This is a genomic window from Salinibacterium amurskyense (genome assembly GCF_002797685.1).
Lineage (GTDB): Bacteria > Actinomycetota > Actinomycetes > Actinomycetales > Microbacteriaceae > Rhodoglobus > Rhodoglobus amurskyensis.
On sequence record NZ_PGFH01000001.1, the window covers coordinates 1,042,393 to 1,068,722 of the forward strand.

Consider the following 26,330-nt stretch of genomic DNA (forward strand, 5'->3'; position numbering starts at 1 on the left):
CGAATGCAGTGCACGATTAGACGAATGCAGCCTTGCCTGTGATGGCACGACCCACGATGAGCGTGTTCATCTCGCGAGTTCCTTCGTAGGAGTAGATCGCTTCCGCGTCGGCGAAGTGCCGCATAACGCCGTAGTCGAGAACGATGCCGTTGCCGCCCATGAGCTCGCGGCACCACGCCACGGTCTCGCGCATGCGGCTCGTCGTGTACTCCTTGGCGAGTGCTGCGTGCTCATCTTTTTGCACACCCTCGTCGAGCATTTCGGAAACACGGGTCACCATGCCGATGGAGGCCGTGATGTTTCCGAGGCTCTTCGCGAGGTGCTCTTGGACGAGCTGGTGGCTGCCGATGGGCTTGCCGAACTGGATGCGGTCATTGGCGTACTGAACAGCGGCTTCGTAGGCGCCGATGGAGTTTCCCACCGCGGCCCAGGCAACCTCTGCGCGCGTGAGGCGCAGCACAGCAGCAGTCTCGCGGAACGACTGCGACTTCTGCAGGCGGTTGGCTTCGGGAACAACAACGTTCTCGAGAACGATGTCCGCGTTCTGCACGATGCGCAGCGCCATCTTGTTCTCGATGCGAGTGGCGGAGTAACCGGGGGTGCTGGTCGGAACGATGAAGCCCTTGACCTGGTTGTCTTCTTCGTCTCGCGCCCAAATAATCGTGACGTCGCTGATGGAACCGTTACCGATCCAACGCTTGGCGCCGTTGATGATCCAGTTGTCACCATCGCGCTTGGCAACAGTCTGCAGGCCTTGAGCGGTGTCGGAGCCCGAGAGGGGTTCGGTGAGACCAAAAGCACCCAGCAGCTCGCCGGAGGCAAACTTAGGCAGCCACTCGTCGCGCTGCTCTTGCGAGCCTGCGACGCCGATCGAACCCATGACGAGTCCGTTCTGCATGCCGACGAGCGTGGCGGCGCTGGCATCCACGCGGGCGAGTTCGAGAGCAACCCAACCGCGGAACACGGCCGAGTTCTTAAAGTGCTGGGTCTCGGCCCAGGGGAGTCCGAAGAGCCCGAGGTCGGCCAGTCCCTTTACGACGACGTCGCGGTTGAAGAATTCTGCTTTGGCCCAGAGGTCGTTGGCTATCGGGCGGACCTCTTTGTCGAGGAACGCACGCAGCTTCACGATCGTTTCTTTTTCCTGATCGGTGAGGGCGTTCTCGTAGCCGTAGAAGTCGCTGCTGAGGGTCTCAAATGACATAGTCGTCGCTCCATTGCTTGTCGAAATCATTGTGAGCCTAAAGCGTGAGTACACGTCGCTTCTAGACGATTGGTACTTTGGTCTAACGCTGAGAGAAGAGTTGACTGAATGTTTGTAGGCATCACTAATACCCCACGGGATTACGCGTGGGGCTCCGCTGGCGAAATCTCGACTCTGTTGGGCACACCTCCCACGGGAAAGCCCGAGGCTGAGCTGTGGCTGGGCGCGCACCCGGGCAGCCCGAGCGTCATCCTCGACCCCTCCGGCACCGCGGGAGCGAGCGACCTGCACGAGTGGATTCAGCGCGACAGCGAGCAAGTTCTTGGGGCGGGAGTCGATCGGCTTCCCTTCCTGCTCAAGGTGCTGGCCGCTGGAGCGCCGCTGTCGCTTCAAGCCCACCCCACGCCCGAGCAGGCCGCCGCGGGGTTTGCGCGCGAGAACGCTGCGGGTGTCCCGCTCACGGCCAGTAACCGCAACTACAAAGACGCCTCCGCCAAGCCAGAACTCATTCTCGCGGTCAGCGACACCTTTGAGGCGCTGTGCGGTTTTCGGGCCATGGCCCAGACCCGGGCATCCATCGAACAACTAGCTGAACTGGATGCCGCGAGCAGCACCCCCACGCCGGCCCTGTTCGCCGAGTGGTTGGCTTTCGCTCGCGCTGATTCCGATCTGCGCGCGATGTTCGAGTGGCTCATTTCTGCCGCGCAGCCGGTGCCGGAGCTCGTGGAGCGCGTCACGGCGCTCGCCGAGGCCGACAGCGCGAGCGAGGAGTTCGCGCTTGTTCGGACGCTTGCCGGCTACTACGCCGGTGATCCTGGAGTGCTGATTTCGCTCATGCTCAACCACGTCACGCTGGCGAAGGGCGAGGCTCTGTTCTTGCCGGCGGGAAACATCCACGCTTACTTGCGGGGTCTTGGTATTGAACTCATGGCGTCATCCGACAACGTGATGCGGGGCGGGCTCACGCCCAAGCACGTGGATGTGCCTGAGCTGTTGAGTGTGCTCGACTTCTCAGCGAGTCCGGTTCCGTACCTTTCGGCGGAGCCTCTCAACGAGAGCACCCGGGCCTTCCGGCCGCCAGTGCGCGACTTTCAGTTGGTGGAGGTGCACGAGGCCGCGAACGTTGAGCTTCGTAGCGCGGCCATCGTGTTGTGCACGGTGGGGGAGTTCACCGTGCAGAACGGAGAGCGCTCGGCAACGCTGTCGCGCGGCGAGTCGATTTTTGTCACGAGTGATGAGGGTGCGTTGAGCATCCGGGGCGCCGGTCAGTTGTTTGTGGCGGCAACGCAATAGTGTTGCTTTCATGACCGAACGGGGAGGCTTCGCGAAACGCATTCTCGGCTTTGCGGGCTTGCCATTTTTGTCGCTGATTACACCGTTCCTTTTCTTGCCGATTCTGGCGAGAGTGGCGGGTGCCGATGCCTGGCTCGCGATCGCAGTGGGGCAGTCCAGCGGTGGGTTCTTTGCGTTGATTGTTGCGCTCGGCTTCAACACTGTTGGTCCTCCGCTGATTGCTCTCGCGCAGCCGAGCATCCGTCCACGATTGCTCGTGACGAGTTTGCACGCCCGCCTGCTGGTCTGGTTGCCGAGTGCGCTGCTCGCCGCGGTGATTGCTGCCCTCGTGTCGCCGGGCGACTATCGGGTGGATGCCGCGGTCATGGCTATTGCGATGACGCTGACGGGCCTCTCGAGTGCGTGGTTCATGATCGGCCTCGGGCGAGCGAGCCTGATCGCTATTTACGAGATTTCTCCGCGCATCGTGGCGACGGTTATTGCCGCGGTCGTGGTGCTGAATGCGGGCGACGTGCTGTGGTACCCGGTGTTGCTCGTGCTGGCCTCGCTGGTGAGCGTCGGTCTCTTCGCGGTGCGCACGGCAGGGGTTGCTGAGCTGACGCGTCGCGATGCTCGGGCGGTTCGCGAAGTGTTCCGTTCGAACCGTTCCGCGGTCACCACCGAGGTCGCCGGGGGTGCCTACAATTCCCTGGCCGTCACGTTCGTGGGATCCACCGCGGCGAGCGCGCAAGCCGCCGCTTATGTGTCTGGCGACAAGCTGTACCGCATCGGTCAATACTCCGTATCGGCGCTCGGCAATGCGCTTCAGGGCTGGGTGGTCGAAGCGGGCGATGCGGAGTTCGGTGCCCGCATCCGCAAGTCGTTGCTCGTTCACGCAAGCCTCGGCCTCATGGGCCTTGCCGCGTTTGCTCTGCTGGGTCCCTGGCTTTCTGAAGTGCTCTTCGGCGCAGAAGTCGCCATCAATGAGGCCACTGCGCTGGGGCTCGGTGTCGCCACTTTGGGCATCGCTCTCGGTACCTCCCTCGGTCGCATCACTCTGGTGGGAATGGGCGCGCGGCGCCAGTTCATGCTGAGTGTCTTGCTCGCCGCTGCCGTCGGCGTTCCCGCGATCTTGCTGTTGAGCTCGACGTTTGGCGCTGCGGGCGGCGCGTGGGGCTTGGCGATCGGCGAGACTGTGTCGGTCTGCACCCAGGCGCTCTTCGTGTGGCGATTGCGCGTACGGGCCGGCGGCTTCTTTGTGGCAACGACGCGACCGGATGCGGCGCCCACCGAGCAGTAGCCTCGTGCAGTGGTTCGCGGCTCAGCGAGCCTGAACAAGTTCCAGTAGCGTTACTTCGGCCGACGTGTTGGTTCGGAACCTAGGCAGAACCGACCGCAAGCAAGAGAGACAACTATGAAGCGCGCATTCATTACAGGAATCACCGGTCAAGACGGGCTCTACCTTGCTGAGCTTTTGCTCTCGAAGGGCTACACCGTCTTCGGCCTCATGCGAGGCCAGAACAATCCCAAGCGCGAGCTGCTGGAACGCGTCATCCCGGATGTCCACATCCTGACCGGCGATCTCACTGACCTCTCGAGCCTTATGCGGGCCTTGAGCGTGGCGAAGCCCGACGAGTTCTACAACCTCGGTGCTATCTCGTTCGTCGCGTACTCGTGGGAGAACGCTCACCTCACGAGCGAGGTTACGGGTATGGGAGTGCTTAACGCGCTCGAAGCCGTGCGCTTGCACACGGCGGCCACTGGCCAGCAGGTGCGGTTCTACCAAGCATCCAGTTCGGAGATGTTCGGCAAGGTGCAGACCGTTCCACAGAACGAAGACACTCTGCTGTGGCCGCGCTCGCCGTATGGCGTTGCCAAGGTGTACGGCCACTACATGACGATCAACTACCGCGAGTCGTATGGGATGCACGCTTCGTCTGGTGTGCTCTTCAACCATGAGTCGCCTCGCCGCGGCCCAGAGTTTGTGACGCGTAAGGTCACGCGTGCCGTCGCCCGCATCTCCCTCGGACTGCAAAACAAGCTCACGCTCGGCAACATTGATGCTCAACGGGACTGGGGCTTCGCCGGCGACTACGTCGAGGCAATGTGGCTCATGCTGCAGCAGGATGAGCCTGACGACTATGTCATCTCCACGGGCGAGACCCAGAGCATCCGGGTTCTGCTTGATCATGCGTTCGCTGCCGTCGGAATCGATGATTGGACTCCGTACGTCGACTTTGATGAGCAATTCATGCGCCCCGCCGAGGTCGATCTGCTCGTGGGCGACGCCTCGAAAGCGAAAGAGAAGCTGGGGTGGGAGCCTCGCGTGAAGTTCCCCGAACTTGTCACAATGATGGTCGACGCCGACCTCCGTGAACAGAAAGAGCTTGCCGGCCTGTAATGACGCGCGCACTGATCACCGGAGTCACCGGTCAAGACGGTTCCTACCTCGCTGAGCTTCTGCTCGCGCAGGGCTACGAAGTGCACGGTGTCACGCGCGACGCCGGCGAAGTTGTGACGCCGGGGGTTATCGCTCACGAACTCGATTTGAGCACCGACAGCGCAATCGGCGGGCTGATCACCGAACTGCAGCCGCGAGAGATTTACAACCTGGCGGCGCTGAGTTCCGTGTTCCAGTCGTGGCAAAATCCGACGCTGACCGCGCGACTCAATGGCGCCGTGGTGGCGGAGATGTTGGCGGCGGTCAAGACCATCCACGATCAGGGTGACGTCGACATCCGCTTTGTTCAAGCGTCGAGTGCCGAAATCTTTGGCACGCCCACCGACTCACCGCAGCATGAGGGCACTCCAGTGCGCCCTACGAGCCCGTACGGGGCTGCGAAGGCCTACGCGCACGGTCTCGTCGGTGCGTACCGCACAGCGGGCGTGGCAGCCTCATCATTGATTTTGTACAACCACGAGTCTCCGCGTCGCCCGGAGACTTTCGTCACGCGAAAGATCACAGCGGCAGCCGCACGGATCTCTCGCGGTCTTCAAGACACACTCGAACTCGGAAACATGGATGCGCGCCGCGATTGGGGCTGGGCCCCGGACTACGCCGATGCGCTCGTTCGAGCAGCGCAGCATCCGGATGCCGACGATTTTGTGATCGCAACAGGAATCTCGCATTCTGTCCGTGACTTTGTGGCCGCGGCTTTCGAGCGCGCGGGCGTCGAGGATTGGGCAGACCGTGTCACGGTGGCGGATTCTCTGCTGCGAACAGGGGATGCTGCCCTACAACGGGGGGATGCGAGCAAGGCTCAGCAGATCCTAGGTTGGACACCGACGGTGGAATTTGATGAAATCGTGGCGGCAATGGTCGATCACGATCTTGCTTTGCTGACTTAATTTAAGTCACGGCGCGCCATAACCCTTAAGTCTTAGTCGAGGCAATTATGATCTGCGACTTGACTCTCGGGAACTACACCGGTGTAATTATGTAACGCGATTTGATGCAACGCATTGAAAGCGGAGGGGAGATAGACCAGATGGGCAACAGCGGTTACCGCGCGGGAGTTCCCGACGACTGGTTTGTTGACCCCGTCCGACTCGGGGTTCCCGGAGTTCGCCAACCTCTCGCTGATGAGGATGACAACGCACTCTCCTGGCAAACAGACTCGCTCTGTGCTCAGACCGACCCCGAAGCCTTCTTCCCTGAAAAGGGCGGCTCCACTCGCGATGCCAAGAAGATTTGCTCCTCGTGTGAAGTACGCAGCCAGTGCCTCGAATACGCTCTCGAAAACGATGAGCGTTTCGGAATCTGGGGCGGTCTCTCCGAGCGCGAACGTCGCAAACTTCGCAAGCGCGCGGGTTAATTCTTCTTCCCGTTTCACCGTGCGCTCAGGGAGTGCCCGCATGAAGCCTCTGACCCCGTATTGGGGCGGCTCTCAGACTCGCCGCTCTGCAGCGCGTCGGATGCAGAAGAACACTCACGGCGCATAGTCTCAAACAAATGCAGCCGAGAGTCACCGCAGTACTAGTCGCCCGCAACGGTGCGAAGTATTTGCCACGCACCCTTGCCGCTATCGCGGCGCAAACTCGGCGACCCGATTCGGTGATCGCGGTCGACGCTGATTCGAGTGACAATTCACTCGCGATCATGGCAGAGTCCGCTCCCGCTCAGATCGCGGATGCTCACGGGCAGCGAACTTTTGGTGGCGCGATTTCGTCTGCGCTGCAGACGGCCGCACCACAGGCATCCGAAAACGAATGGTTGTGGCTGCTTGCTCACGACAGTGCGCCAGACCCTCACGCGTTAAGCGCTCTGCTTGGCGCGGTTGAGATCGCGCCGTCGGTGGCGGTTGCTGGCCCCAAGCTGGTGCGCTGGGACAACCCGTCTGTTATCTCGAATTTTGGTGAGACGCTCACCCCGCTCGGCCGCTCCGTTGGACTCGTCAATGATGAGCTCGACCAGGCCCAGCACGATGTGCAGACCGACACTCTCGGCGTTGCCGGCGCAGGCATGCTTGTTCGTCGACAGGTGTGGGCGGCGCTGGGGGGTTTCGACCCCAAGCTGACCTCGGTCGATGCCGCTCTCGATTTCTGTGTTCGTGCTCGCTTGGCTGGCCACCGCGTCGTTGCTGTCGCGGATGCTCGGGTCGCCAGTTCTGGTGGCCCCGAACTCTTCGGTAAGCGCTCGGTCTCGGCCGCAGCGCACAATCGTGTGCAGCGCTTCGCCCAGTTGCACCGTCGTCTCGTCTACGCTCCCGGGTTTACCGTTCCGCTGCACTGGCTCACGCTGCTGCCGCTCGCGATCCTGCGGTCGCTGGGCCACCTCGTTGCCAAGCGACCGACAGCCGTTGCTGGTGAGTTTGCTGCCGCCTTCGCCGCCATCTTTGATGGGGGAGTGGTCGCCGCCCGGCGAAACCTCCGACGCAATAAGCGACTGGGTTTTGCCGCTGTCGATCCATTGCGGATGTCGTGGGCTGAGCTGCGCGAAATGCGTGCGCACGAGCGCCACGGTGACTCGCCCGATGCGGCGTTCGAGGTGGCGAGGCCCAAGTTCTTCAGTAACGGCGGAGCGTGGACGGTGCTGCTGGCCGGCATCCTCGGAATGCTCGCGTTCTCTCGCTTTGTGGATGCCGCTGCACTGAGCGGTGGCGCACTGCTCCCGCTCTCCACCACGGTTTCTGAGCTGTGGCAGCACGTTGGGTATGGCTGGAATGACCTTGCTCAGCAGGTTGTCGCCGCCGATCCCTTCGCGGTTGTGCTCGCCGTGCTCGGCTCGCTGACGTTCTGGAATCCGTCGTTCAGCATTGTGTTGCTCTATCTCGTCGCGTTGCCGTTAGCGGCGCTGGCGGCCTGGTTGTGTGCGGCATCCATTTCTGAACGTACCTGGGCGCCCACGATCGCGGCTGCCGCGTGGACCGTCGCGCCCAGTTTCTTGGTCTCCCTCGGCGAAGGTCAACTGGGAGCCGTGCTCGCCCATATTCTTTTGCCGTGGCTTGTGCTCACGGTGCTCCGAGCCGCCCACAACTGGGCGATGGCGGCACTGGCCGCTCTTCTCTTCGCGGCGATCGCAGCGTCTGCGCCGAGCCTGATTCCTGCTCTTGTGATTGCGATGGTCGCGTGGATTGTCGTGCGCCCCAAGGCAACTCACCGCCTGCTGTGGATCGTGATTCCGGCGGCCGCGCTCTTTACCCCGCTGGTGATTCAGCAATGGGCTCGCGGCAACTTCTGGGCGATCTTTGCGGATCCCGGAGTTCCTGTTGCACGCGAGGCCTCGGCCGGCTGGCAGCTCGCAATCGGCAGCGTGGTGCCCGGTTCTAACGGCTGGAGCTCCCTGCTCGCAGCCCTCGGTCTCAACGATCGCTACGGCCCGCTTCTCGTGGCGCTCATGCTCGCTCCGTTCGCGGCGCTCGCACTCATGAGCCTTTTCGTTCCCGGTACCCGTCGCGCGGTTCCCTCGCTCGCCCTCGCGTTGTTGGGATTCGTGACGGCGGTAGCGGCAACGCACGTCGCGGTCAGCGCCTCGGGTGAATCAGTAGTCGGCATCTGGGCGGCCCCCGGCCTCAGCCTGTACTGGCTCGGCCTGAGCGGAGCAGTGACGGTCGCAATTGACAGTCTCGACCGCCACGCCACCTTGCCCGCAGTCGTGGCTCTACTCGGCATCTTGGGCCTCTCCGCCGCGCCTCTGTGGTCGCTTGCGTCGGGCATGACCGCCGTGGAGGCAAGCAACGGCCGGCTCTTGCCCGCGTTCGTCGCCGCAGAATCAACCCAGCGCGATGGCCTCGGCACGCTGCAGCTCACCGTCACATCTGACTCCACGATCTCCGTCGATCTGCATCGCGGCCGGGGCTCTGGACTCGACGAGCAGTCGACGCTCGCTGCCACCAACACCGAACTTTCCGACGCTGAGGTTCGCAACGCCACGCTCGCGGGAAACATTGCCTCGCGCAGCGGCTACGAAATTGCTCGCGAGTTGAACGACCTGCAGGTCGCCTTCGTCGTGCTCACTCCGGCGACGAACGCAGACGCCTCCGAGACACGTCAACGCATCATCGAAGCTCTCGATGGCAACAGTCTCCTCAACCCCATCGGTGACACTGCTCAGGGCTACCTGTGGCACTATCCCGACCTGCGAGAAAAAGAAATTCCCGTCGGCGCGAGCAATACCGAAACGCGTTGGGGCCAGATCGTGCTTGCCGGGCAGGGACTCATTTTCGGTCTCACCCTCTTGCTGGCCATACCGACTACTCGCCGTCGTCGCCTGAAGGCGGCCAAAGCCGAGAGCGCCGTCACCGTGATTGAGGCGAACGAATGAGCGACAACGAACTTACTCCCGACGAGGCCGCCGCGTTGCCAGTCGAGCCCACCGGCGCCGAATTCGACGACGACCACGAACTCACCGGAGCCCCAGAACCCGAGTCGAGCACGCGTCGCCCGGTGTCCGCCAAAGCTGCCGCCGCCATCGGTGCCCGCGTTGTTGGTGGAGTACTCGGCATCGGTATCGCTGCCGCAGCTGTTCTTGGTTCGACCTTCGTCGAGCTGCCGTCGTCCACCGCGACGCCGCCGAGCGAGCTCGTGGTCCCCGTACCCACCGCCCAGCAATTGACCTGCCCAGGGCCGCTCTTGAGGCTCTCTGATGAATCGGGCGCTGCGGCATCCACCGTCTTCACGCTCGGCCAGGCCGTTACTCGTTTCTCGTCGAGTACCGGAGCGGTCGAACAGTCTCGCATCAGTGCCTCCGATGCTCAGCCGGGGGAGTCGGTGGCCGAGCCTCTCGTGCTGAGTGCGGCTCCGGATGCGCAATCTCCTGACCTTGACGTACTGCTCAGCGGTGCCCAATCCCAATCTGTCGCGGTTGGCGACTACGTCGGTTTCGCCTCGGCAGCCTGCCGGGCGGTCGGCGGCGATAGCTGGCTCGTGGGCGGAGCAACGACAACGGGCCGCACGACGCTCATCTCGTTGACGAACCCCACCGAGGTTGCCTCGACGGTGGATCTCGAAATCTTCGACGAACGCGGCGTCGTCTCTGCGGCAGGCACCGGCGGAATCGTCGTGCCGCCGAACGGGCAGCGCGTGCTGTCGTTGGCTGGATTCGCCCCCGGTATTAGTTCGCCCGTGGTTCACGTGACGAGCAGTGGTGGCCAGATCACCGCCGAGCTGCAGCAGTCGATCGTGCGTGGGCTCGACGCGGGTGGTGTCGAGATTATCGGTGCCACTCAGCCGCCAGCGCGCTCAGTATTCCTCCCCGGCATGGTCGTGACGAACCTCGAGGCGATTCAGGCTTTGCGCGGAACGGCGACTCAGACCGATGACGTGATCGCGGCCATTCGTGTTTTCCTTCCTGGCGAAGAATCGACCACCCTTTCTTTCACTCTCACCCCCGCCGATACCGAGCGAGACCCGATCAGATTCACTCGCGATGTGAGCGCGGGAGTTGTCACCGACATCCCGATCGAAGAGCTCGAAACGGGCGCGTACTCTGTGCAGATCGAATCGGACGAACCCGTCGTGGCGGCAGCTCGCACAACGTCGGCTGTGATCGCTTCTGGTGGGGGAATCTCTGCCACTGACTTCGCGTGGTTCACGGCGAGCCCCGCGCTCACGGAAGACACCCAATTCACGGTTGCGTCAGGGTTGGATGCCGTACTCAACGTCGTGAACCCGGGTGACACCGACGTCGTCGTGAGCCTTGTTGCCGCCGGCGATACCGTCGCCGATGGCTCTGCCAACGACGAGGCCGCGGACGATCAGGCTGCCAACGAGTACACGATCGAGGCGGGCGCGACATTGCGGGTTCCGGTGCCGAACGGCGAGACGCTCACGCTGGTGCACAGCAGCCGCGTGTTTGTCAGCGTGACGCAGGCGGGGGACGGTTTCCTGTCGGCCTATTCGATCGACCCGCAAACGCCGGGTTCGTCGCCGTTGACGGTCTTTCCGTAGCGAGCACCGGGGTCAGGCCCTAGAAGTGTCGGAACCGATCGGGCGCTAGCTCCCACGGGTCTTTGCCGATGTATTCGGCAACGGCACGAAAGACGCAACTCTCAATGAGCATCCGCTTGTGCAGTTCGTCGTCGCGATGCAACCGCGCCATCCGCTCGATCGGCAAGCGGTAGAGAATGATGCGCTTCTCGGCGGGCACCACATGCCAGCGTTCAACCTTGGAACCTTCGGGGCTGCTGGCCGGCATCAGGCCGATCTCAAAGCGTGCCTCTGCGAGTTCATCCGGCCACATTTCTTTGAGAAACTGGGCGGCTGAGGCCACAGTCATCTCGAAGTTTCCGTTGCGGCTGCTGAGCAATGGCAAGTGCGGTCCAGTGACGGCAGCACGGATGCCGCGCCCGTGTCGGTCGCGCCAGTTTCCCCGCACAGAGCGCGTCGACTCCCGCTTCGATGATCTAGCCACGGGCTCATTCTACGGCCGCTGGTTGCCCAACTGTGGGCGCACAGTCGTAGGCTAGGGCTCACAATGAATCAGCGCCCGTGCAGCAAGGTCGCCTGCAACTCCGAAGCAGTCGCCACCTTGACCTATGTTTACGCCGACTCAATGGCTGTTTTAGGGCCGCTGAGCTACAGCGCTGAACCGCACACCTACGACCTGTGCGCTCGCCATGCCGAACGACTCTCCGTGCCTCAGGGGTGGCAGGTCGTTCGCCATGTAGTTTTGGGGCATGAGCAAAGCTAACCCCATCGATCTCGCCCCTTTCATCAAGGCATATGACGTTCGTGGCCTTGTGGGAACCCAGCTCACTGACGAGGTAGTCGAAGCGCTCGGTGCTGCTTTTGTTGACGAAGTGGATGCCGCGGGCCACGAGGTCATCGTCGGCCACGACATGCGCGACTCTTCACCCCGTTTCGCCGCCGCATTCTCGGCCGGTGCGCGCGCTCGCGGGGGCAACGTCGTTCTCATTGGACTCTGCTCAACTGACGAAACCTATTTCGCCTCCGGATCCCTCACTGCACCCGCCGCCATGTTCACGGCGAGCCACAACCCGGCCACCTACAACGGCATCAAGTTCAGCCGGGCGGGAGCGCAGGGCATCAGCTTCGCGACCGGGCTTAAGGCGATTCGCGACCGGGCTCAGAATTATTTGGCGGAGGGCATCCCTGCCGTCGACGCCGTCGGGGCCCAGCGCGAACTCGACGTGCTCAGTGACTACGCCGGGTACTTGCGTGAACTCGTTGACCTCAGCACCATTCGCCCGATCCGCGTCGTCGTAGATGCCGGTAACGGCATGGGCGGCATGACAGTGCCCGCCGTGCTCTCCACAGCGGCGGGGCTCCCCGAACTGCCCATCGAGATCATCCCCATGTATTTCGAACTCGACGGTACGTTCCCCAACCACGAAGCGAACCCACTCGACCCCGCCAACATTGTCGATCTTCAGAAGGCTGTGCTCGACCACGGCGCTGACCTCGGACTGGCCTTCGACGGCGATGCTGACCGCTGCTTCGTAGTTGACGAGCAGGGTAATCCGATGAGTCCCAGTGCGGTCGCTGCGGTCGTGGCGCTGCGGGAAATTCAGCGCGTGCGGGCTTCGCAGCCGGAGGGCGACATCCACGTCATCCACAACCTGATCACGTCGCGCATCGTTGCCGAAACGATCGAGGCCGCGGGAGCGATCCCGGTGCGCACCCACGTCGGGCATTCACTCATCAAAGACCAGATGGCGGCTACGGGCGCGATCTTTGGCGGTGAACACTCGGCGCACTACTACTTCCGCGATTTCTGGGGTGCCGACAACGGGATGCTCGCCGCCATGCATTTGCTTGCCGAATTCGGTTCGCAGCCAGAGCCCCTCTCGGTGCTCTCGGCTCGCTTCTCGCCCTACGTAGCCAGCGGCGAGATCAATTCGGTGGTGGACGACGTTCCCGCCGCCACCGCTCGCATTCGTGCAGCCTTCGAAGCGGAAGCCGACTTTGACGACTTGGATGGCCTTACGGTTACCGGTCGTACTGCCGAAGGCGAATCATTTTGGTGGTTCAACGTTCGTCCCTCGAACACGGAGCCGCTTCTGCGTCTCAACGCCGAGGCGGGGTCACAAGAAGTGCTCGACGCAGTGCGCGACCGGGCTCTCGCGATTATTCGAGCGTAGGGACGGCGCCGTCACGCGTGACGCGTGTCAGCCGCACACGAGACACCCGACGGCTGGAGCCAACAGGTGACCGCCGACCGGTAACTGCTGACCGCCAACTGCTTCCGGCCTAGGCGCGGTTGCGGGGGAACCCGCGCGGCACGCTCGTGAGAGCGGGCTCGAGTACGTCGAGCCGCGCCTTCTCGCTCGCCAGCGCTGCATTCTCGCGCTCACGACGCACGGCGCTCACGGCCGACAACAGCACCTCGGGTTCCACGTGCGGCAGCGGCGAAACGTAGGCGGCTGCTTCGTTGGCCAACGACAGAGCGTGCTGTTGGCGCGTCAGCGGGGTGTAGCCGGGGGCGGCAACTAGAAAGTGTGAAATGCGGCGCGCGAGAGCATCCGGCATCTTGGCAACGTCGGCGGTGCGCGCCCATTCGGTCAATTGACCGGGAAGTTGCACCACGGGGTTCGCGAACTTGGTGACGCGCTCGTACTGGCTGTAGGTACCGGCCACGAGGTCGCCCAGGCGTTGGGCGCGAGTGTTGAGCAGCGCGACCACAGCGGCTAAGCCTCCCGCGGTCATGAAGATTTCCATTACCCCGAGCAGGGCGCGGATGAACGCATGCCGAAAGCCGATCGCGCCGCCATCGTTGCGAACAATGCGGGCTCCGATCGCAAGCTTGCCGAGCGACTTGCCGTGGCTCAAGGTTTCGACGGCGGTGGGGATCACCACTAAGCAGATCACGGTAGCGGCCACGGTCAGGGCGGTGCCGATTGCCTGGTCGAGCCCGGCCGCGGTGGCGAAGGAAAACGCACCGATGAGAAGCCCGATGAGGGCCGCGCCGTAGACGAGAAAGTCAATGATCGATCCGGCGGCACGAAGCACAAAACTGGCCGAGCGCAGCTCTAGAGCAACGGCTTCTCCGGTGATGAGTTCATCGGGTTCGTCCCCATACGCGAAGGTGTTGGTCGTTTGTGGGCTCGGCATGACATCATTTAAGCAGATGGATCTCGACTCTTACTCAGCCGCGCATCGCGAAGACTGGGATCGCCTTGCCCAATTGGGGTCTCAGCGCCGACTTTCCGGGGCAGAATCCGATGAATTGATTGATCTCTATCAGTCGGGGGCAACTCATCTCTCAGCCATGAAGACGAGCATGGGGCAGTCGGTCCAAGCCGATCGTCTGTCGTTGACGCTCAGCCGCGCTCGGCTCCGCTTCACGGGCGCCGCCGCCAATCTCTTCAGCCAGTTGCCGCAATTCTTCATCGCGCAGTTACCGGCCGCGCTCTACCGCGTGCGGTGGATGTCGCTGGTGCTCGCCGGGGCAACCTTCTTTATCGGGTTCCTCTTTGCCTGGTGGGCAATTTCGAACCCGCAGCTGCTGGCTAATTTCGGCACTCCGGCGGAACGCGAAGCTCTGGCTCAAGACGACTTCGTGGGCTACTACTCGGAGTACTCGGGTGGTTCCTTCACTGGCTTCGTCTGGACTAACAATGCGTGGATCGCGGCTCAAGAGATTGCCTTCGGCATCGTCGGCGTCTACGTGCCCTATCTGCTCTTCAACACTGCTCAACAGCTGGGCTTCACCGCCGCGATCATGAACGAGTTCGATCGCCTCGACGTCTTCTTTCTCTACATCGCCCCGCATGGCCAGCTTGAGCTCTACGCGATCTTCGTTGCTGGCGCGGCCGGAATGATGATCTTCTGGTCCTGGGTCGCTCCGGGGGCGCGTACGCGCGCTCAGGCCCTGGCCGAGAACGGTCGGGCGCTCTTCACTATTGTCATCGGCATCATCCTCGCGCTCTTAGTCTCAGGCGTTATCGAGGGATACGTCACGCGCCAAGACTGGCCCTGGGTAATCAAGATCGGTATCGGCACGGTCGCGCTCGGTGGCTTCTTGGCTTACCAGTGGATTCTCGGTGGGCGCAGCGTTCGTGCCGGCAACTCTGGCGACCTGAGCGAGTTCGACGCGGGCGCGACCCATATCGTCGCCCACTAGCGATACGGTTCTCGCGACGCACCCAGGGCGCGTCTAGAGCTTTCCAGCTGCCTTCAACGCGATGTAGTGGTCGGCAAGGGCGAGCGGCAGATCTGCAGGGCGTCGAGAGACCACGGAGGCTCCGAGTTGGTTGATCGCATTAGCCACTCGTGACTGATCGAGCAGGGCGCGCTCGGCAGCTCCAGCGAGATAAACGGCGTCGCGTGAGGAACGATCGAGCGTGGCATCCACAATCGACGGGTCGGTGACAGAGGCCACAACGACAGTGTGCTTTGCCGTGAGTTGCGGCAGCATTGCGAGCAAGCCGTGGGTGGCCCCGGGGGATTCCGCGGTGGTGGCAATCACGACGAGCGCGCGCTGGGTCGTGGCCTGCCGTACAAGGTTCGGCACAGCGTTCCAGTCCATTTCGATGAGTTCGGGCTGAACGGGCGCCATGCTGTTGACCATCTTCGACAGCAGGTCGGGGCCAGTGGCGCCCTGAACGCGGGCGCGAACGCGGCGGTCGTAGATCATGAAATCCACGTGGTCGCCGGCACTCGAGGCTAGAGCCGCCAGCAGCAGCGCAGACTCGAAGGCGGTGTCGATGCGGGGTTCGTCTTCGATCCGTGCCGCAGAAGTGCGGCCGCTGTCAACGACGATGACGACGCGGCGGTCACGCTCGGGCCGCCACGTGCGAACAACAAGTTCGGAACGGCGAGCGGTGGCGCGCCAGTCGATCGAGCGCACGTCGTCGCCGCGCACGTAGTCCCGCAGGCTGTCGAATTCGGTACCTTGGCCGCGGATCATGACACTCGTCGCGCCATCGAGTTCACGAAGTCGGGCGAGTCGGGAGGGGAGGTGTTTGCGCGAGTTGAACGGAGGGAGCACCGTGAAGCTGCTCGGAACGCTCACCGTGGTCTGTCGGGCGATCAGTCGCAGCGGGCCATAAGAACGCAGTGTGACGTGTGCGGCTTCTCTGGTTCCACGACGCAGGGGAGTGAGCACCGTGGTCAGTTCGCGGCGCTCGCCAGCGGGGACCGAGAGCGGCACGCGGTTAGCGTGAGCGCCGGCGGATGGTTGCCAGCCGTCTCGCACGATCGCGCGCAGTCGGCGGCGGGTGGGGTTCGTTACTCGTAACGCCGAGCTGGTGGTCTCGCCAAGGCGCACGCGATCGGGCGAGGTGCGCTCGAAGCGCAGAGCACGCACCGACACAGCCAAGATCAAGTCCAACGTGCCCAGCAGCACCACAAAAAACACCCAATAGACGAACACGATGGGCGCACCCGTGATGACGATCGGCACGATGCCGAGCGCCACGAGAGCAACGAACCATCCAGAAATTGCCATTGTTAGATCGGAACCTGCACTTGCTGCACGATCGATCGCAGAATGACGTCGGCCGACACTCCTTCGAGTTCAGCTTCGGGGCGCAACTGAATACGGTGGCGAAGTACCGGCAGCACCATGCTCTGGATGTGGTCGGGCGTGATGGAGTCCGCACCGGTCAGCCAGGCCCACGCCTTCGCTGCACCGATAAGGGCGATCGCACCACGCGGGCTCACGCCGAGCTTGACGGACGGGCTTTGGCGGGTAGCGCGCGCAAGGTCAACGGCGTAAGCAACCACATCGGGGCTTGCTCCCACCTTCGCGACAGCAGCCTGAGCGGCCGCCAGCATTGACGCATCGAGAACGGGCGTAACCCCGGCTGCGGCGAGATCACGCGGGTTGAAGCCAGCGGCGTGACGCGTGAGTACTTCGATCTCGGTGTCGCGCTCGGGCAGGTCGAGCACGAGCTTGAGGAGGAAGCGGTCGAGCTGAGCCTCGGGAAGCGTGTACGTTCCTTCGTATTCGATAGGGTTCATCGTCGCGGCAACCATGAACGGCACCGGCAGTTTCAACGACTGGCCGTCAACGGAAACCTGACGCTCCTCCATCGCTTCGAGCAGCGAAGACTGAGTCTTTGGTGGGGTGCGGTTGATTTCATCCGCGAGCAAAATGTTTGTGAAGACGGGGCCTTCGCGAAACTCGAACTCGCCCGACTTGGAGTCGTAGACGAGCGAACCGGTCACGTCGCCAGGCATAAGGTCTGGCGTGAACTGCACGCGCTTGGTGTCGAGCTGAAGCGCCCGGCTCAGCGTGCGAACCAACAGTGTCTTCGCAACACCCGGAACGCCCTCGAGCAGCACATGGCCACCCGTCAGCAGCGCAATCGTGAGGCCGGTGACAGCCGCATCTTGGCCCACCACGGCCTTGCCTACTTCTGTGCGCAGCCCGGTGAATGCGTGCCGCAGTTGCTCGTCAGTCATATCTCGATTCTTCTCTATCTCTGGCTTGGTGGGGCTAAGCGGTTAGGCGGGGCGGATGATCGTGCGCACGCGATCTTCGAGTGCGAGCAGTTCATCCGACAGGGTGATGAGCTCGTTGTCCGAGGCAGGCTCGGCGTCGACTAGCAAGTGTCGGAGCGAGGCGAGGGGCTGCCCGACGAGCGGGGAGATGCGGTTGATCACATCGTCGACGGATGCCGTGCTCGGCAATCCGCACAGTCCAGCGATCCTGCCGATGGTTCCGATGCGCAACGAATCCAGCGTATGGAGTCGCGCTGTGGACTGAGCGTAAAGTCGCGCGCGCCCCTGCATCGTTTCGCTGGATCGCACCGTCACCGGGAGCTTCTCGATCACGAGCGGGCCGAAACGACGGCCACGCCAGAGCGCACCGACGAGAAGAGTGAGAACGAACAACCACGTAGCGGGCAGTACCCAACCGGGGGCGAGTTCGTCGAGGGTGGCGGTACCGCCATCGCCTTGGATGTCGAGAAAGCTCGGCGTGTACCAGACAAGAGTGTCGTTCTCCCCGAGCAGGCGCAAAGCGAAGGCAGCGTTGTCGGCGGCCGTGATTCCGCCATTGGAAAGCGCATCTGTCGCTCCGAGGATGCGTAGTTCGCTGTCGCCGCGGTCAAGGACGATGAGGCCGTAACCATCATCGTCATTTCCGTAACACGCCGTGATGGCGGAGCTTGGCTCGATCACGCGATAGCTACTGGGGCCAGCCGTGATCTGAGGAGCAGTCGACGACGAGGGGGCAGAGCATCCGGCACTCACCGAATCTGAAGAAGCGCCTGCTTGGGCGACTTCGGGAGCGATCTCAAGAAGTTCGTTGAGCACGGGTTCAGCGACAATGACGGTGCTGGCTAGCCCTGCAGCATCCGCCACTTGGCTCTCGGTCAGATAGCCCTCGAAATTAGTGAAGATGAGGGTGCTGTCGTCGGGGGACACTAGTGCGGCGCGAGTCTCGTCGAGGGTGGTCGTGACGATCACGTCGACACCCTGATCGCGCAGTACCTCTGCAACGGCTTGAGAACCCGCTTCGTAAGGGCTTGTGGGGTCGAGCGGCGGACCTTCGACGGCGTTGCCAGCGAGGTTGAGAGTAACGACAGCCACAACCACCAGTACGATCGCGGCGGCAACCCAAAATAGAGCTCGTCGCGTGGTGGTGCCCAGGCGGGGAGTGAGCACCGTTACTTCTGAACTGGCCTCTTGTGCGGTTCGGGTCTCGCTCACAGCGTTGCCTCGGCGAGATCGGGCTTAGCCGCACGTACGCGTGATTCCAGCGCACGCAGTTGTTCGTATTCTTCGCGAGTGGCGGGCTTACGCATGTAGCGCACGCGGTCGAAAGTGTCGGCGCTCGCAACAAGCTCGGTCGCAAGCTCGGGCAAAACTCGTGAAGCTCGCGTTGCAAAGCCGTGACCCGTTGTGCCGGGAGTCATGTTCACCAGGGTGCGTTCTGAGAGGCCGCGGGCGATCGAACGGAACATATCCGCAATGGCGGCGGCGTAATCCTCGCGGGTGGCCGCCTGCTCCGCAGCTTCTCGCAATTGAGCGGCGGTTCGGTAGTCGGCTTCGCCAAACAGGATGTCGTGATGCTGGCTCTTACGGTTGAGGCGCGGCACTCCGTAAACGATGATCGCCGCGATAATTGCGACGGCAACGAGGGCGAGAAGGACGATAGAGACGATGGTGGGGATTCCGTTACCGTCGCCGATGGTGAGACTGGCGAGCCAATCACTGAACGCTTTCGATGCTCGGTCAAAGAGGGTGGGCTTGGCGGCTTGGTAGGGAGCTTTGGAGAGCTCCTCGATGAGTAAGCGGGTCGCTTCTTCCGAATCAGGATCTACCGGCACTTCGCTAAATATCGCGGGGGCAGCACGGGGCGTGAGTGCTGCAGCCACGGAGGCTGCGACAAGCGTTAGCGTCATGAAGCGGCGTTCGGCACAGCGGGCTGTGCACGGCTCGGCGTGCTGTTGAGGGTGAGGTAGGGGTCGGGAACCGAGTGGTCGCCGGCGTTACGTGCCTCGACGAAGCGAGCAAGTTCGAGGTCGAAACCTTCTTTGCGCATTCGCATATCGATGTACAGCAGCGCGGGGGCGGCCGACTGAATAACAATCGTGACGGCGCCGATGACGACCGACAACACAATGGTCACGATGTAGATCACGAGGAACGCGACAAAGCCCGCTTCTTCGTTGCCCGTGGGGTTGAGTAGCCCCGCTCCGAGCCCACCGAGCACGCTCAGGGGGGTCGTGACGACGCTCGACACGACGTTCACAATCACGAGGATGAGAAGCAGGATTCCGAAGGTGCGCCAGAAATTGCCGCGAACCAGCGACCACGAGCGGCTAATAGCGAGCCTGAGGGGCAAGCGCTCGATCATGAGCGCGCTCGGAACGAAGGCGAAGAAAGTCCCGAGCCATGCGGCGAGGAAGAGTGCAACGAGAAAGCCAGCGATCATCGTGAGCACACCAAAGACGATTCCGGCGGTGTCTCCCAGGGCGAACAGCAGCACGGAGACTCCGGCAACGACCGCAATTCCCACAATCACGGCAATCATGACGAGCGCTGACCACCCGATGAGGGCTCCAAGCCGGCCCTTCGCGGCATTCCAGAGACCGCGAACGCGAAGGCGTTCTCCCACAGTTCCGCGCGCGACTTCGAGCGAGATGATTCCTTGGAGAATCGCTCCGCCAACGAGAGAGAGGGCCACGGCAAAGAGGGCCGAGAGGATAAGACCGGCGGTAGTGCCGGCCTCGATGGTGGCGGCATCCGCTTCGGTCGCGCTCAAGGCGCGTTCGGCAGACGCAAAGCTAACGATTCCGACGAGCACCAAGGAGCCAACGGTGACCAAGCTCATGATGAGAAGAGAAAGACCGAAGGTGGGGCGCGGATTACGGCGCAATACCATCAGCGATGCCCCGAGGATCGTGCCCAGACCGAGCGGGTGCAGCGGAATGAGGCCCGGCTTGGGCGGCGGGGTCCAGCCAGGGGTGGGCGTAGTGTACTGCGAGGGAGCGCCCGGAGTTCCCGGCGCTACAGGGGCGATAGCGGGTGCGGCGCCGGTGCCATACGCTGACGAGGCGCTGGGCGGAGCGAGCGGCTGGGCACCATCGGCACTACTGCTGTCGGGTGACTGCCAGGGGCTGTTATCGCTCACGTTTCATCCTTGATTAGGCAACTGCGAAAATTCAATCGCCCTCATGTTTTCACACTCGACTACTCTTGTGCGAAAGCTTCTCACTCTGTTAGCCCGAGAGCTAGAAAGTATCGAGGACCAGTGAACCCGCGAATTCTTGTAGTCGATGACGATACTGCCCTGGCAGAAATGATCGGAATCGTTCTACGCACTGAAGGTTACGAACCATTTTTCTGCCAAGACGGCGCCCTAGCGTACGACGCCTTCAAGTCGGCCGCGCCCGATTTGGTGCTGCTCGACCTCATGCTGCCCGGCATGGATGGAATCGAGATTTGCTCCCGCATTCGCGAGGAGTCCGGTGTGCCGATCATCATGCTCACGGCTAAGAGCGACACGGCGGATGTCGTGAAGGGTCTCGAGAGCGGGGCTGACGACTACGTGGTCAAGCCCTTCAATCCCAAGGAGCTCGTGGCGCGTGTACGCACCCGACTGCGCCCCGCGAGCGATGCTGCCACCGGCACGCTCACCGTCGGCGACCTTGAATTGGATGTCACGGGCCATGAGGTGCGCCGTGGCGATACCAAAATCAATCTGACTCCGCTCGAGTTCGAGCTCTTGCTGGCGCTCGCGATGAAGCCCGAACAGGTATTCACGCGTGAAATGCTGCTGGAGCAGGTCTGGGGCTACCACTACAAGGCAGACACTCGTCTGGTGAACGTTCACGTTCAGCGTTTGCGCGCCAAGGTTGAAGAAGATCCCGACAACCCGAAGATCGTGATGACGGTTCGCGGTGTTGGTTACCGCGCTGGCGCCACCGCGTAGGTTCTATGCGCGATTTTGACTGGCGCGGCTGGGTGCGGCGAGGCGCCGCAGTATGGCGCTCGTCACTTCAACTGCGCACTGTGGCGATCACGGTGCTGTTGTCATCCGTTGCGGTGATGGTTATTGCGGGCTACATGTCGCTGAGTGTGGGCGCGAACCTGTTTGATGCGAGCCGCGATCAGCTCACGCGTACGTCGGTGAACGCAACCCTTGCTGGTCAACAAGTGTTCGATGCTGCTGACGAAGGCCTTGGCCTCGAAGACCTCGACGTCATGATGGGCGAGGCCGCAAAGGTCATCGAGAGTGTTGCCTCCAGCACCGGTGGCACGAGTTACGCGATTTTGCGAACGCCCGGTCAGGAAGGGTCACGGGTTCCTTCCGATGTTCAAACTCAGGGTCTCGGTTCCGAATCCCTGATTTCGCAAGAGCTTCGCGATGTGGTCGCCGCGTCGACCGAGCAACGTACCTACTGGCAGTCGGTGGCCCTGAGGCAAGATGCCGACACCGCCGATCATCCCGGTCTTGTTGTCGGCTCGACACTCGATATTCGTGGCGCGCAATATGAGCTGTATTTGGTCTACGACATCCAAGACACTCAAGACACCCTTGTTCTCGTGCAGCAGACGCTCGGTCTCGGTGGCTTTGCGCTGCTCGCGCTGATCGGCGTTGTCACGTTCGTCGTGGTGCGTCTCGTCGTGGGGCCTGTTCGTCTTGCGGCTGAGACTAGTCAGCGTTTGGCGGCCGGCGAACTCGAGGTGCGCATTCCGGTTCAGGGTGACGACGTCATTGCCACTCTCGCCCGCTCGTTCAACGGTATGGCCACGAGCATGCAGCAGCAGATCACCCGCCTCGCCGCGCTCTCGCAGGTTCAGCAACGTTTCGTTTCGGATGTCTCGCACGAGCTTCGTACGCCGCTCACGACCATCAGGCTCGCCGGCGATGTTCTGTACGACCAGCGCGACACTTTTCCGCCCGCCACGGCACGCACTGCCGAGTTGCTGCACACCCAGGTTGAACGGTTTGAGCTGTTGCTCGCCGACTTGCTTGAGATGAGCCGCTACGACGCTGGAGCTGTTGACATGGAGACGGAGCCCACAAACCTCGTGCGGCTCGTCGAAGACGCCATCGAGAGCCTCACGTCGCTTGCGGAGAGCAAGGGCTCCGAACTGCGGCTCGTTGCCCCCGGTGGCCATTTCGAAGCGGACGTCGACCCCCGCCGCATCCGCCGCATTCTGCAAAACCTAGTGAGCAATGCCATCGACCACGGCGACGGGCTACCGATCGTCGTGTGGATCGACAGCGACCAGGATGCCGTTGCTATCGCCGTGCGTGATTACGGCGTTGGCATGAGCCAGGCGGCCCTCGAGCGCGTCTTCGATCGCTTCTGGCGGGCTGATCCGTCGCGCCAACGCACCACGGGTGGCACTGGCCTCGGGCTGGCAATTGCGCTCGAGGATGCTGCGCTTCACGGCGGCTGGCTCGAAGTGTGGTCGGATGGAGACCACGGTTCGTGCTTCCGGCTCACGATTCCCCGCGAGCGCGGCGCAGAATTGCGCTCATCGCCGCTTGAATTGCCGCCGAATGATGACATCCCGAGCTTGGAGGCGCCCCATGCCTAAGTTCTCCAAGATTGCGTTCTTCTCCTTGGTCACCGCAGTTTCTGTTGCGCTTACGGGTTGCGTTGGAGTGCCGACGTCGAGCGAGGTGCAAACCGGGCCGCTCATCAATGAACAAGACGGCGCCCAATACGAGATCGTCGCTTCAGGGCCCGTCGCTGGCTCAACGCAGGAACAAATTCTTACTGACTTCATGAATGCCGTGCGCTCTCCCGCGCGAGACTATTCCGTGGCCCGCGAGTTCCTCACCGGCGCGATGAGCGAGGCATGGAATCCCGCTGCGAGCGCCACCGTTCTCGAACGCGACAAGCTGCCGACTATTGCGCCAGCGCTCGACGAAAACGCACTCACCTACTCGTTCTCGGCGCAAGCTGTTATCGACGCGCGAGGGGTGTACTCCGAGCTGCCGTCGCCGGTGTCTCAGACTCTCGCATTCGCGTTTGAGCAGGTCAATGGGGAGTGGCGAATTTCCACAGCGCCCCCGGGGGTAGTTCTGACGCTTCGTGGTTTCGAAGTGAGTTTCGAAGAGCAAGTGCTGTATTACTTTGACCCTAGCTTCGCCTACCTGATCCCTGACACCCGCTGGTTTGCTGCGCGGGAGTCGTCGCAGGCGCGGGCGCTTCAAGCATTATTGGCTGCCGATTCGGCGTGGGTGCAGCAGGGCGTTGTGCTCACCGCATTCCCGCCATCTACGACGCTCGGGACCACAAGCAGTCTTACCTCTGGCCGTGCAGTCGTTGACCTGAGTTCTGAGGCGCTCGCCGCCAATAACGTGGCGCGCGACCGCATGCGTCAGCAACTATCGGCGACACTTCACACGCCGATCGTGGTGCTGACGGTTGAAGGGCGCGAGCTTCAAGACTCCAGCTCCGGTCAAAACGCGGCTGTGATCGAACCGGGGTCCGCCGGCCCGCTCGTTGTGGGCACGGGAGACCAATTTGGCTTCAGCACGAGCGATGGGCTGAGCGCGATCACTGAGCTCAGTGACATTGTGACTTCGGCTGGGGCCACCACGGCAGCGCTGTCTGCCGACCGGCTCTCGGCTGTGTATCGCGCCGCAGACGGCGCGGCCTATTTTGCGTCGGTGGGTGTCGCTCCGCGCCTGATCGATGCGCGGTCCGGGCTCGTGGCGCCATCGCTCGACCCTTTCCGGTTCGTCTGGTCTGCGCAGCGCTCCAGCGCCACGTCGCTGACGACTTTCGCGGTCGACGGCACCGAGCATCCGCTGCAGACCTCGTTGCCCGCTGACTCTCAGATTGTGTCGCTGGATGTCTCCCGCGACGGTGCGCGATTGCTCGTGTATCTCTCCACTCCGTCAGGTCCTCAACTGCTCGTGTACGGAATCGTGCGCCAACAGGGCAACGTTCCCGTTCAGCTCGTGGAACCGGTGTCTCTGCCGGTGCGCTCCGGAACCGCAATCGACGCGGCGTGGGTTGGCTCAAGCAGTGTCGCAACGTTGACCGGTGACGACGGTTCTGTCGAGGTCACCGCGTACAACCTCGGTGGTCCCTCTCAAGACTTGGGTGACGTCGATGGCGCAACGCAACTCGTAACAACGGGCTCGAACACCGATGGGCTCCGTGTGCTGGCTGACGGCGAAGTGTGGCGGCCGCAGGGCAGTCAAGCGTGGGTGCAGACCGGGCTCGACGCCTCCTTCCTAGCGGTGCAGCAGTAATCGTTCTCCACTGATCGGCAGCACGACGCGGCCTAGCTCCGAGAACTCGGCACGATCGGGGGATGACACCCCCACAGCAGCCTCCAGACCGCCACCAGCGCGCGTGGTGGCGCAAAGCCCTCCGCGAGGCTCTGCGCGACGCCTGGGCCCTCCTGATGCCCGTGGAGTGCGCCGGATGCCAGAGGGCCGATCGAGCGCTGTGCGACGAGTGCGCACCCAGCATGGTCGCGCAGCCGAGCGTCCAGTCCACGCCGCAGCATCTTGCTGTGCATTACGCACTGCGGTACGAGGGCAGAGTGCGTCGGGTTTTGCTCGCCTTCAAGAACCATCACCGCACCGATCTCTCGCGACCGCTGGCACGGGCGTTCGTGCCGGCGCTACTGCGCGCAGTAGAAGCTGCTGAGCAGACTGAGGCTTCCACACGGTCCGAGGCCGCCAAACGGTTCGAGGATGCCGGGCCATCGGAGGTTGCCGCGCCAACGGATGCTTCGGCGCGGCCGCTTCAGATCGTGGCGGTGCCGAGCAGCCGGCGCGCATTCCGCACCCGGGGGTATCACCCGATGGCGCTCGTGCTGCGCGCGGCGGGGGTGCGCCACGCCCGGGTGTTGCGCGTAGCCCAAGAAACTCGAAGTCAGAAATTGTTGAGCGCCGAGCAGCGAGCCCGCAACGTTCTCGGAGCGTTCATTGCGACGCGTTCCTTGGCTGGCATCCGCGTAATCATTGTGGACGACGTGCTGACAACCGGCGCCACGATCGACGAAGCGGCGAGGGCAATTTTCGCTGCGGGCGGAACGGTAGTGGGGGCTGCAACCATCGGGTTCACTCCAAGAACGCTGACGGTTCGTGACATTGCCAGCGGTGAGGGCTACGGTATGGAAAAGGGCGCGAAATAGAAGCTGCCTCACGGGGCAGCCGCGCATTATGGCTAGGAGGTCGCCGTGGAAATCACCGTCAACGGACGAAATGTAGGAGTCACGGATCGTTTCCGTGAGTACGCGATCGAAAAGTCTGAAAAGGTCTCTCACTTGGCCGAGAAGGCAATCGCCTTCGAGATCAAGGTAAGCCGACACCACGAAACCAAAGGTTCCAGTGGAGACGACCGCGTTGAGTTGACGTTGATTGGACCAGGTCCGCTTGTTCGAGCGGAATCTGCTGGTTCAGATAAGTATGTTGCTTTCGATCTGGCAATGGCCAAGCTCATTGAGCGCATCCGCCAGTCGAAGGATCGCAAGAAAGTTCACCGCGGAAACCACCGCCCCACGTCACTGCGTGAGGCGAGCGCTGGCGGATTTGCTGTTGTCGATATCACCCCCGCTAGCCCCGACGTGATCGAAAAGGTCGCGACCGGAGCAGTGCCGATTCAGGATGAAGCGCCGGAGCCCGGCGACGAGGACTACTCGCCCGTCGTCATCCGCCGCAAGGTATTCCCCTCGAGTCACATGACTGTTGAGGAGGCTCTCGATCACATGGAACTAGTTGGCCACGACTTCTTCTTGTTCGTCGATAGCCAAACCGATCGTCCGAGCGTCGTGTACCGCCGCAAGGGGTGGGATTACGGCGTGATTGGTCTCGAAGAAGAGGCCGATGACGCTGTTCAGGGCGGCCGCTCGCGCAAGCGTAAGGTCGCCAACGGCTAAGCACACCAAGTTTTTGGCTTGGAGTTGATACGATTACGAACCGGTAACGCGGCTGTGCGCTGATTGCACGCACCGCGTTACCGTGACGTAAGCGTCTAAAAGACTGCGCTTCGTCGAGCAGTGCCAGCGTCGGACCCGTCCG

Annotated in this window: 23 protein-coding genes; 15 read left to right on the top strand and 8 right to left on the bottom strand. The window is 62.6% G+C overall.

Going from position 1 to position 26,330, the window contains the following annotated elements:
* Positions 1 to 16: 16 nt before the first annotated feature.
* Complete coding sequence (locus CLV85_RS04930; protein ID WP_100388464.1) at positions 17 to 1,201, bottom strand: acyl-CoA dehydrogenase family protein; 1,185 nt, start codon at positions 1,199 to 1,201, stop codon at positions 17 to 19.
* A 108-nt stretch (positions 1,202 to 1,309) separates the two neighbouring features.
* Here CLV85_RS04930 and manA point away from each other — a divergent pair, with 108 nt between their 5' ends.
* The 7 genes from manA to CLV85_RS04965 all read left to right on the top strand — a co-directional run bounded on the left by manA (position 1,310) and on the right by CLV85_RS04965 (position 10,861).
* A complete protein-coding gene (gene manA, locus CLV85_RS04935; RefSeq protein WP_100388465.1) occupies positions 1,310 to 2,494 on the top strand; it encodes a mannose-6-phosphate isomerase, class I in 1,185 nt (394 codons plus the stop codon).
* Positions 2,495 to 2,504: 10 nt separating this feature from the next.
* Positions 2,505 to 3,773, top strand: a complete 1,269-nt coding sequence (locus CLV85_RS04940) for an oligosaccharide flippase family protein (protein WP_100388466.1) — start codon at positions 2,505 to 2,507, stop codon at positions 3,771 to 3,773.
* A gap of 114 nt (positions 3,774 to 3,887) precedes the next feature.
* Positions 3,888 to 4,874, top strand: coding sequence for a GDP-mannose 4,6-dehydratase (locus CLV85_RS04945; protein ID WP_100388467.1), 987 nt, complete (start codon positions 3,888 to 3,890; stop codon positions 4,872 to 4,874).
* The gene (locus CLV85_RS04950) at positions 4,874 to 5,821 is read left to right on the top strand and encodes a GDP-mannose 4,6-dehydratase (protein WP_100388468.1); all 948 of its coding nucleotides are present in this window, start codon (positions 4,874 to 4,876) and stop codon (positions 5,819 to 5,821) included. The genes CLV85_RS04945 and CLV85_RS04950 overlap by 1 nt, the downstream gene beginning before the upstream one ends.
* Positions 5,822 to 5,961: 140 nt before the next feature.
* A complete protein-coding gene (locus tag CLV85_RS04955; protein WP_100388469.1) occupies positions 5,962 to 6,288 on the top strand; it encodes a WhiB family transcriptional regulator in 327 nt (108 codons plus the stop codon).
* 137 nt (positions 6,289 to 6,425) lie between these two features.
* Positions 6,426 to 9,236, top strand: coding sequence for a glycosyltransferase family 2 protein (locus CLV85_RS04960; protein ID WP_100388470.1), 2,811 nt, complete (start codon positions 6,426 to 6,428; stop codon positions 9,234 to 9,236).
* Positions 9,233 to 10,861: a DUF5719 family protein gene (locus CLV85_RS04965; RefSeq protein WP_100388471.1), complete on the top strand. Its 1,629-nt coding sequence runs from the start codon at positions 9,233 to 9,235 to the stop codon at positions 10,859 to 10,861. Before CLV85_RS04960 ends, CLV85_RS04965 begins: the two co-directional genes overlap by 4 nt.
* Positions 10,862 to 10,880: 19 nt before the next feature.
* On the opposite strand, the gene CLV85_RS04970 is transcribed toward CLV85_RS04965, so the two are convergent.
* A complete protein-coding gene (locus CLV85_RS04970; RefSeq protein WP_100388472.1) occupies positions 10,881 to 11,324 on the bottom strand; it encodes a metallopeptidase family protein in 444 nt (147 codons plus the stop codon).
* Between the two features lie 63 nt (positions 11,325 to 11,387).
* Between CLV85_RS04970 and CLV85_RS04975 the strand changes: the two genes are divergently transcribed.
* Positions 11,388 to 11,603 (top strand): DUF3499 family protein, encoded by a 216-nt coding sequence (locus CLV85_RS04975; protein ID WP_100388473.1) that lies wholly within the window; start codon positions 11,388 to 11,390, stop codon positions 11,601 to 11,603.
* Positions 11,590 to 13,014, top strand: a complete 1,425-nt coding sequence (locus tag CLV85_RS04980) for a phosphomannomutase/phosphoglucomutase (protein WP_100388474.1) — start codon at positions 11,590 to 11,592, stop codon at positions 13,012 to 13,014. Before CLV85_RS04975 ends, CLV85_RS04980 begins: the two co-directional genes overlap by 14 nt.
* Positions 13,015 to 13,123: 109 nt before the next feature.
* Here the strand turns inward: CLV85_RS04980 and CLV85_RS04985 are convergent, their stop codons facing one another.
* Positions 13,124 to 13,984 carry an RDD family protein gene (locus tag CLV85_RS04985; RefSeq protein WP_100388475.1) on the bottom strand — a complete coding sequence of 287 codons (861 nt, stop codon included), beginning with the start codon at positions 13,982 to 13,984 and terminating at the stop codon, positions 13,124 to 13,126.
* A 16-nt stretch (positions 13,985 to 14,000) separates the two neighbouring features.
* Between CLV85_RS04985 and CLV85_RS04990 the strand changes: the two genes are divergently transcribed.
* A complete protein-coding gene (locus CLV85_RS04990; RefSeq protein ID WP_100388476.1) occupies positions 14,001 to 14,996 on the top strand; it encodes a stage II sporulation protein M in 996 nt (331 codons plus the stop codon).
* A 33-nt stretch (positions 14,997 to 15,029) separates the two neighbouring features.
* On the opposite strand, the gene CLV85_RS04995 is transcribed toward CLV85_RS04990, so the two are convergent.
* From CLV85_RS04995 to CLV85_RS05015, 5 genes are read right to left on the bottom strand one after another with little or no spacing between them, the layout of a single operon-like run.
* Positions 15,030 to 16,322: a DUF58 domain-containing protein gene (locus CLV85_RS04995; protein WP_100388477.1), complete on the bottom strand. Its 1,293-nt coding sequence runs from the start codon at positions 16,320 to 16,322 to the stop codon at positions 15,030 to 15,032.
* 2 nt (positions 16,323 to 16,324) lie between these two features.
* Positions 16,325 to 17,281 (bottom strand): AAA family ATPase, encoded by a 957-nt coding sequence (locus CLV85_RS05000; RefSeq protein WP_100388478.1) that lies wholly within the window; start codon positions 17,279 to 17,281, stop codon positions 16,325 to 16,327.
* Between the two features lie 42 nt (positions 17,282 to 17,323).
* Complete coding sequence (locus tag CLV85_RS05005; RefSeq protein WP_100388479.1) at positions 17,324 to 18,532, bottom strand: DUF4350 domain-containing protein; 1,209 nt, start codon at positions 18,530 to 18,532, stop codon at positions 17,324 to 17,326.
* Positions 18,529 to 19,227, bottom strand: coding sequence for a DUF4129 domain-containing protein (locus CLV85_RS05010; RefSeq protein WP_100388480.1), 699 nt, complete (start codon positions 19,225 to 19,227; stop codon positions 18,529 to 18,531). Before CLV85_RS05010 ends, CLV85_RS05005 begins: the two co-directional genes overlap by 4 nt.
* The gene (locus CLV85_RS05015) at positions 19,224 to 20,459 is read right to left on the bottom strand and encodes a DUF7847 domain-containing protein (RefSeq protein ID WP_229820312.1); all 1,236 of its coding nucleotides are present in this window, start codon (positions 20,457 to 20,459) and stop codon (positions 19,224 to 19,226) included. The genes CLV85_RS05010 and CLV85_RS05015 overlap by 4 nt, the downstream gene beginning before the upstream one ends.
* 120 nt (positions 20,460 to 20,579) lie before the next feature.
* On the opposite strand from CLV85_RS05015, the gene mtrA reads away from it, so the two are divergent.
* The 5 genes from mtrA (at position 20,580) to hpf (ending at position 26,188) form a co-directional block, all read left to right on the top strand.
* Complete coding sequence (mtrA, locus tag CLV85_RS05020; RefSeq protein ID WP_100388481.1) at positions 20,580 to 21,260, top strand: MtrAB system response regulator MtrA; 681 nt, start codon at positions 20,580 to 20,582, stop codon at positions 21,258 to 21,260.
* A gap of 5 nt (positions 21,261 to 21,265) precedes the next feature.
* Positions 21,266 to 22,879: an MtrAB system histidine kinase MtrB gene (gene mtrB / locus CLV85_RS05025; protein ID WP_100388482.1), complete on the top strand. Its 1,614-nt coding sequence runs from the start codon at positions 21,266 to 21,268 to the stop codon at positions 22,877 to 22,879.
* Complete coding sequence (locus tag CLV85_RS05030) at positions 22,872 to 24,551, top strand: LpqB family beta-propeller domain-containing protein (protein WP_100388483.1); 1,680 nt, start codon at positions 22,872 to 22,874, stop codon at positions 24,549 to 24,551. Before mtrB ends, CLV85_RS05030 begins: the two co-directional genes overlap by 8 nt.
* A gap of 62 nt (positions 24,552 to 24,613) precedes the next feature.
* Complete coding sequence (locus CLV85_RS05035) at positions 24,614 to 25,444, top strand: ComF family protein (RefSeq protein WP_100388484.1); 831 nt, start codon at positions 24,614 to 24,616, stop codon at positions 25,442 to 25,444.
* A 45-nt stretch (positions 25,445 to 25,489) separates the two neighbouring features.
* The gene (hpf, locus tag CLV85_RS05040; RefSeq protein ID WP_100388485.1) at positions 25,490 to 26,188 is read left to right on the top strand and encodes a ribosome hibernation-promoting factor, HPF/YfiA family; all 699 of its coding nucleotides are present in this window, start codon (positions 25,490 to 25,492) and stop codon (positions 26,186 to 26,188) included.
* The last annotated feature ends 142 nt before the right edge of the window (positions 26,189 to 26,330 follow it).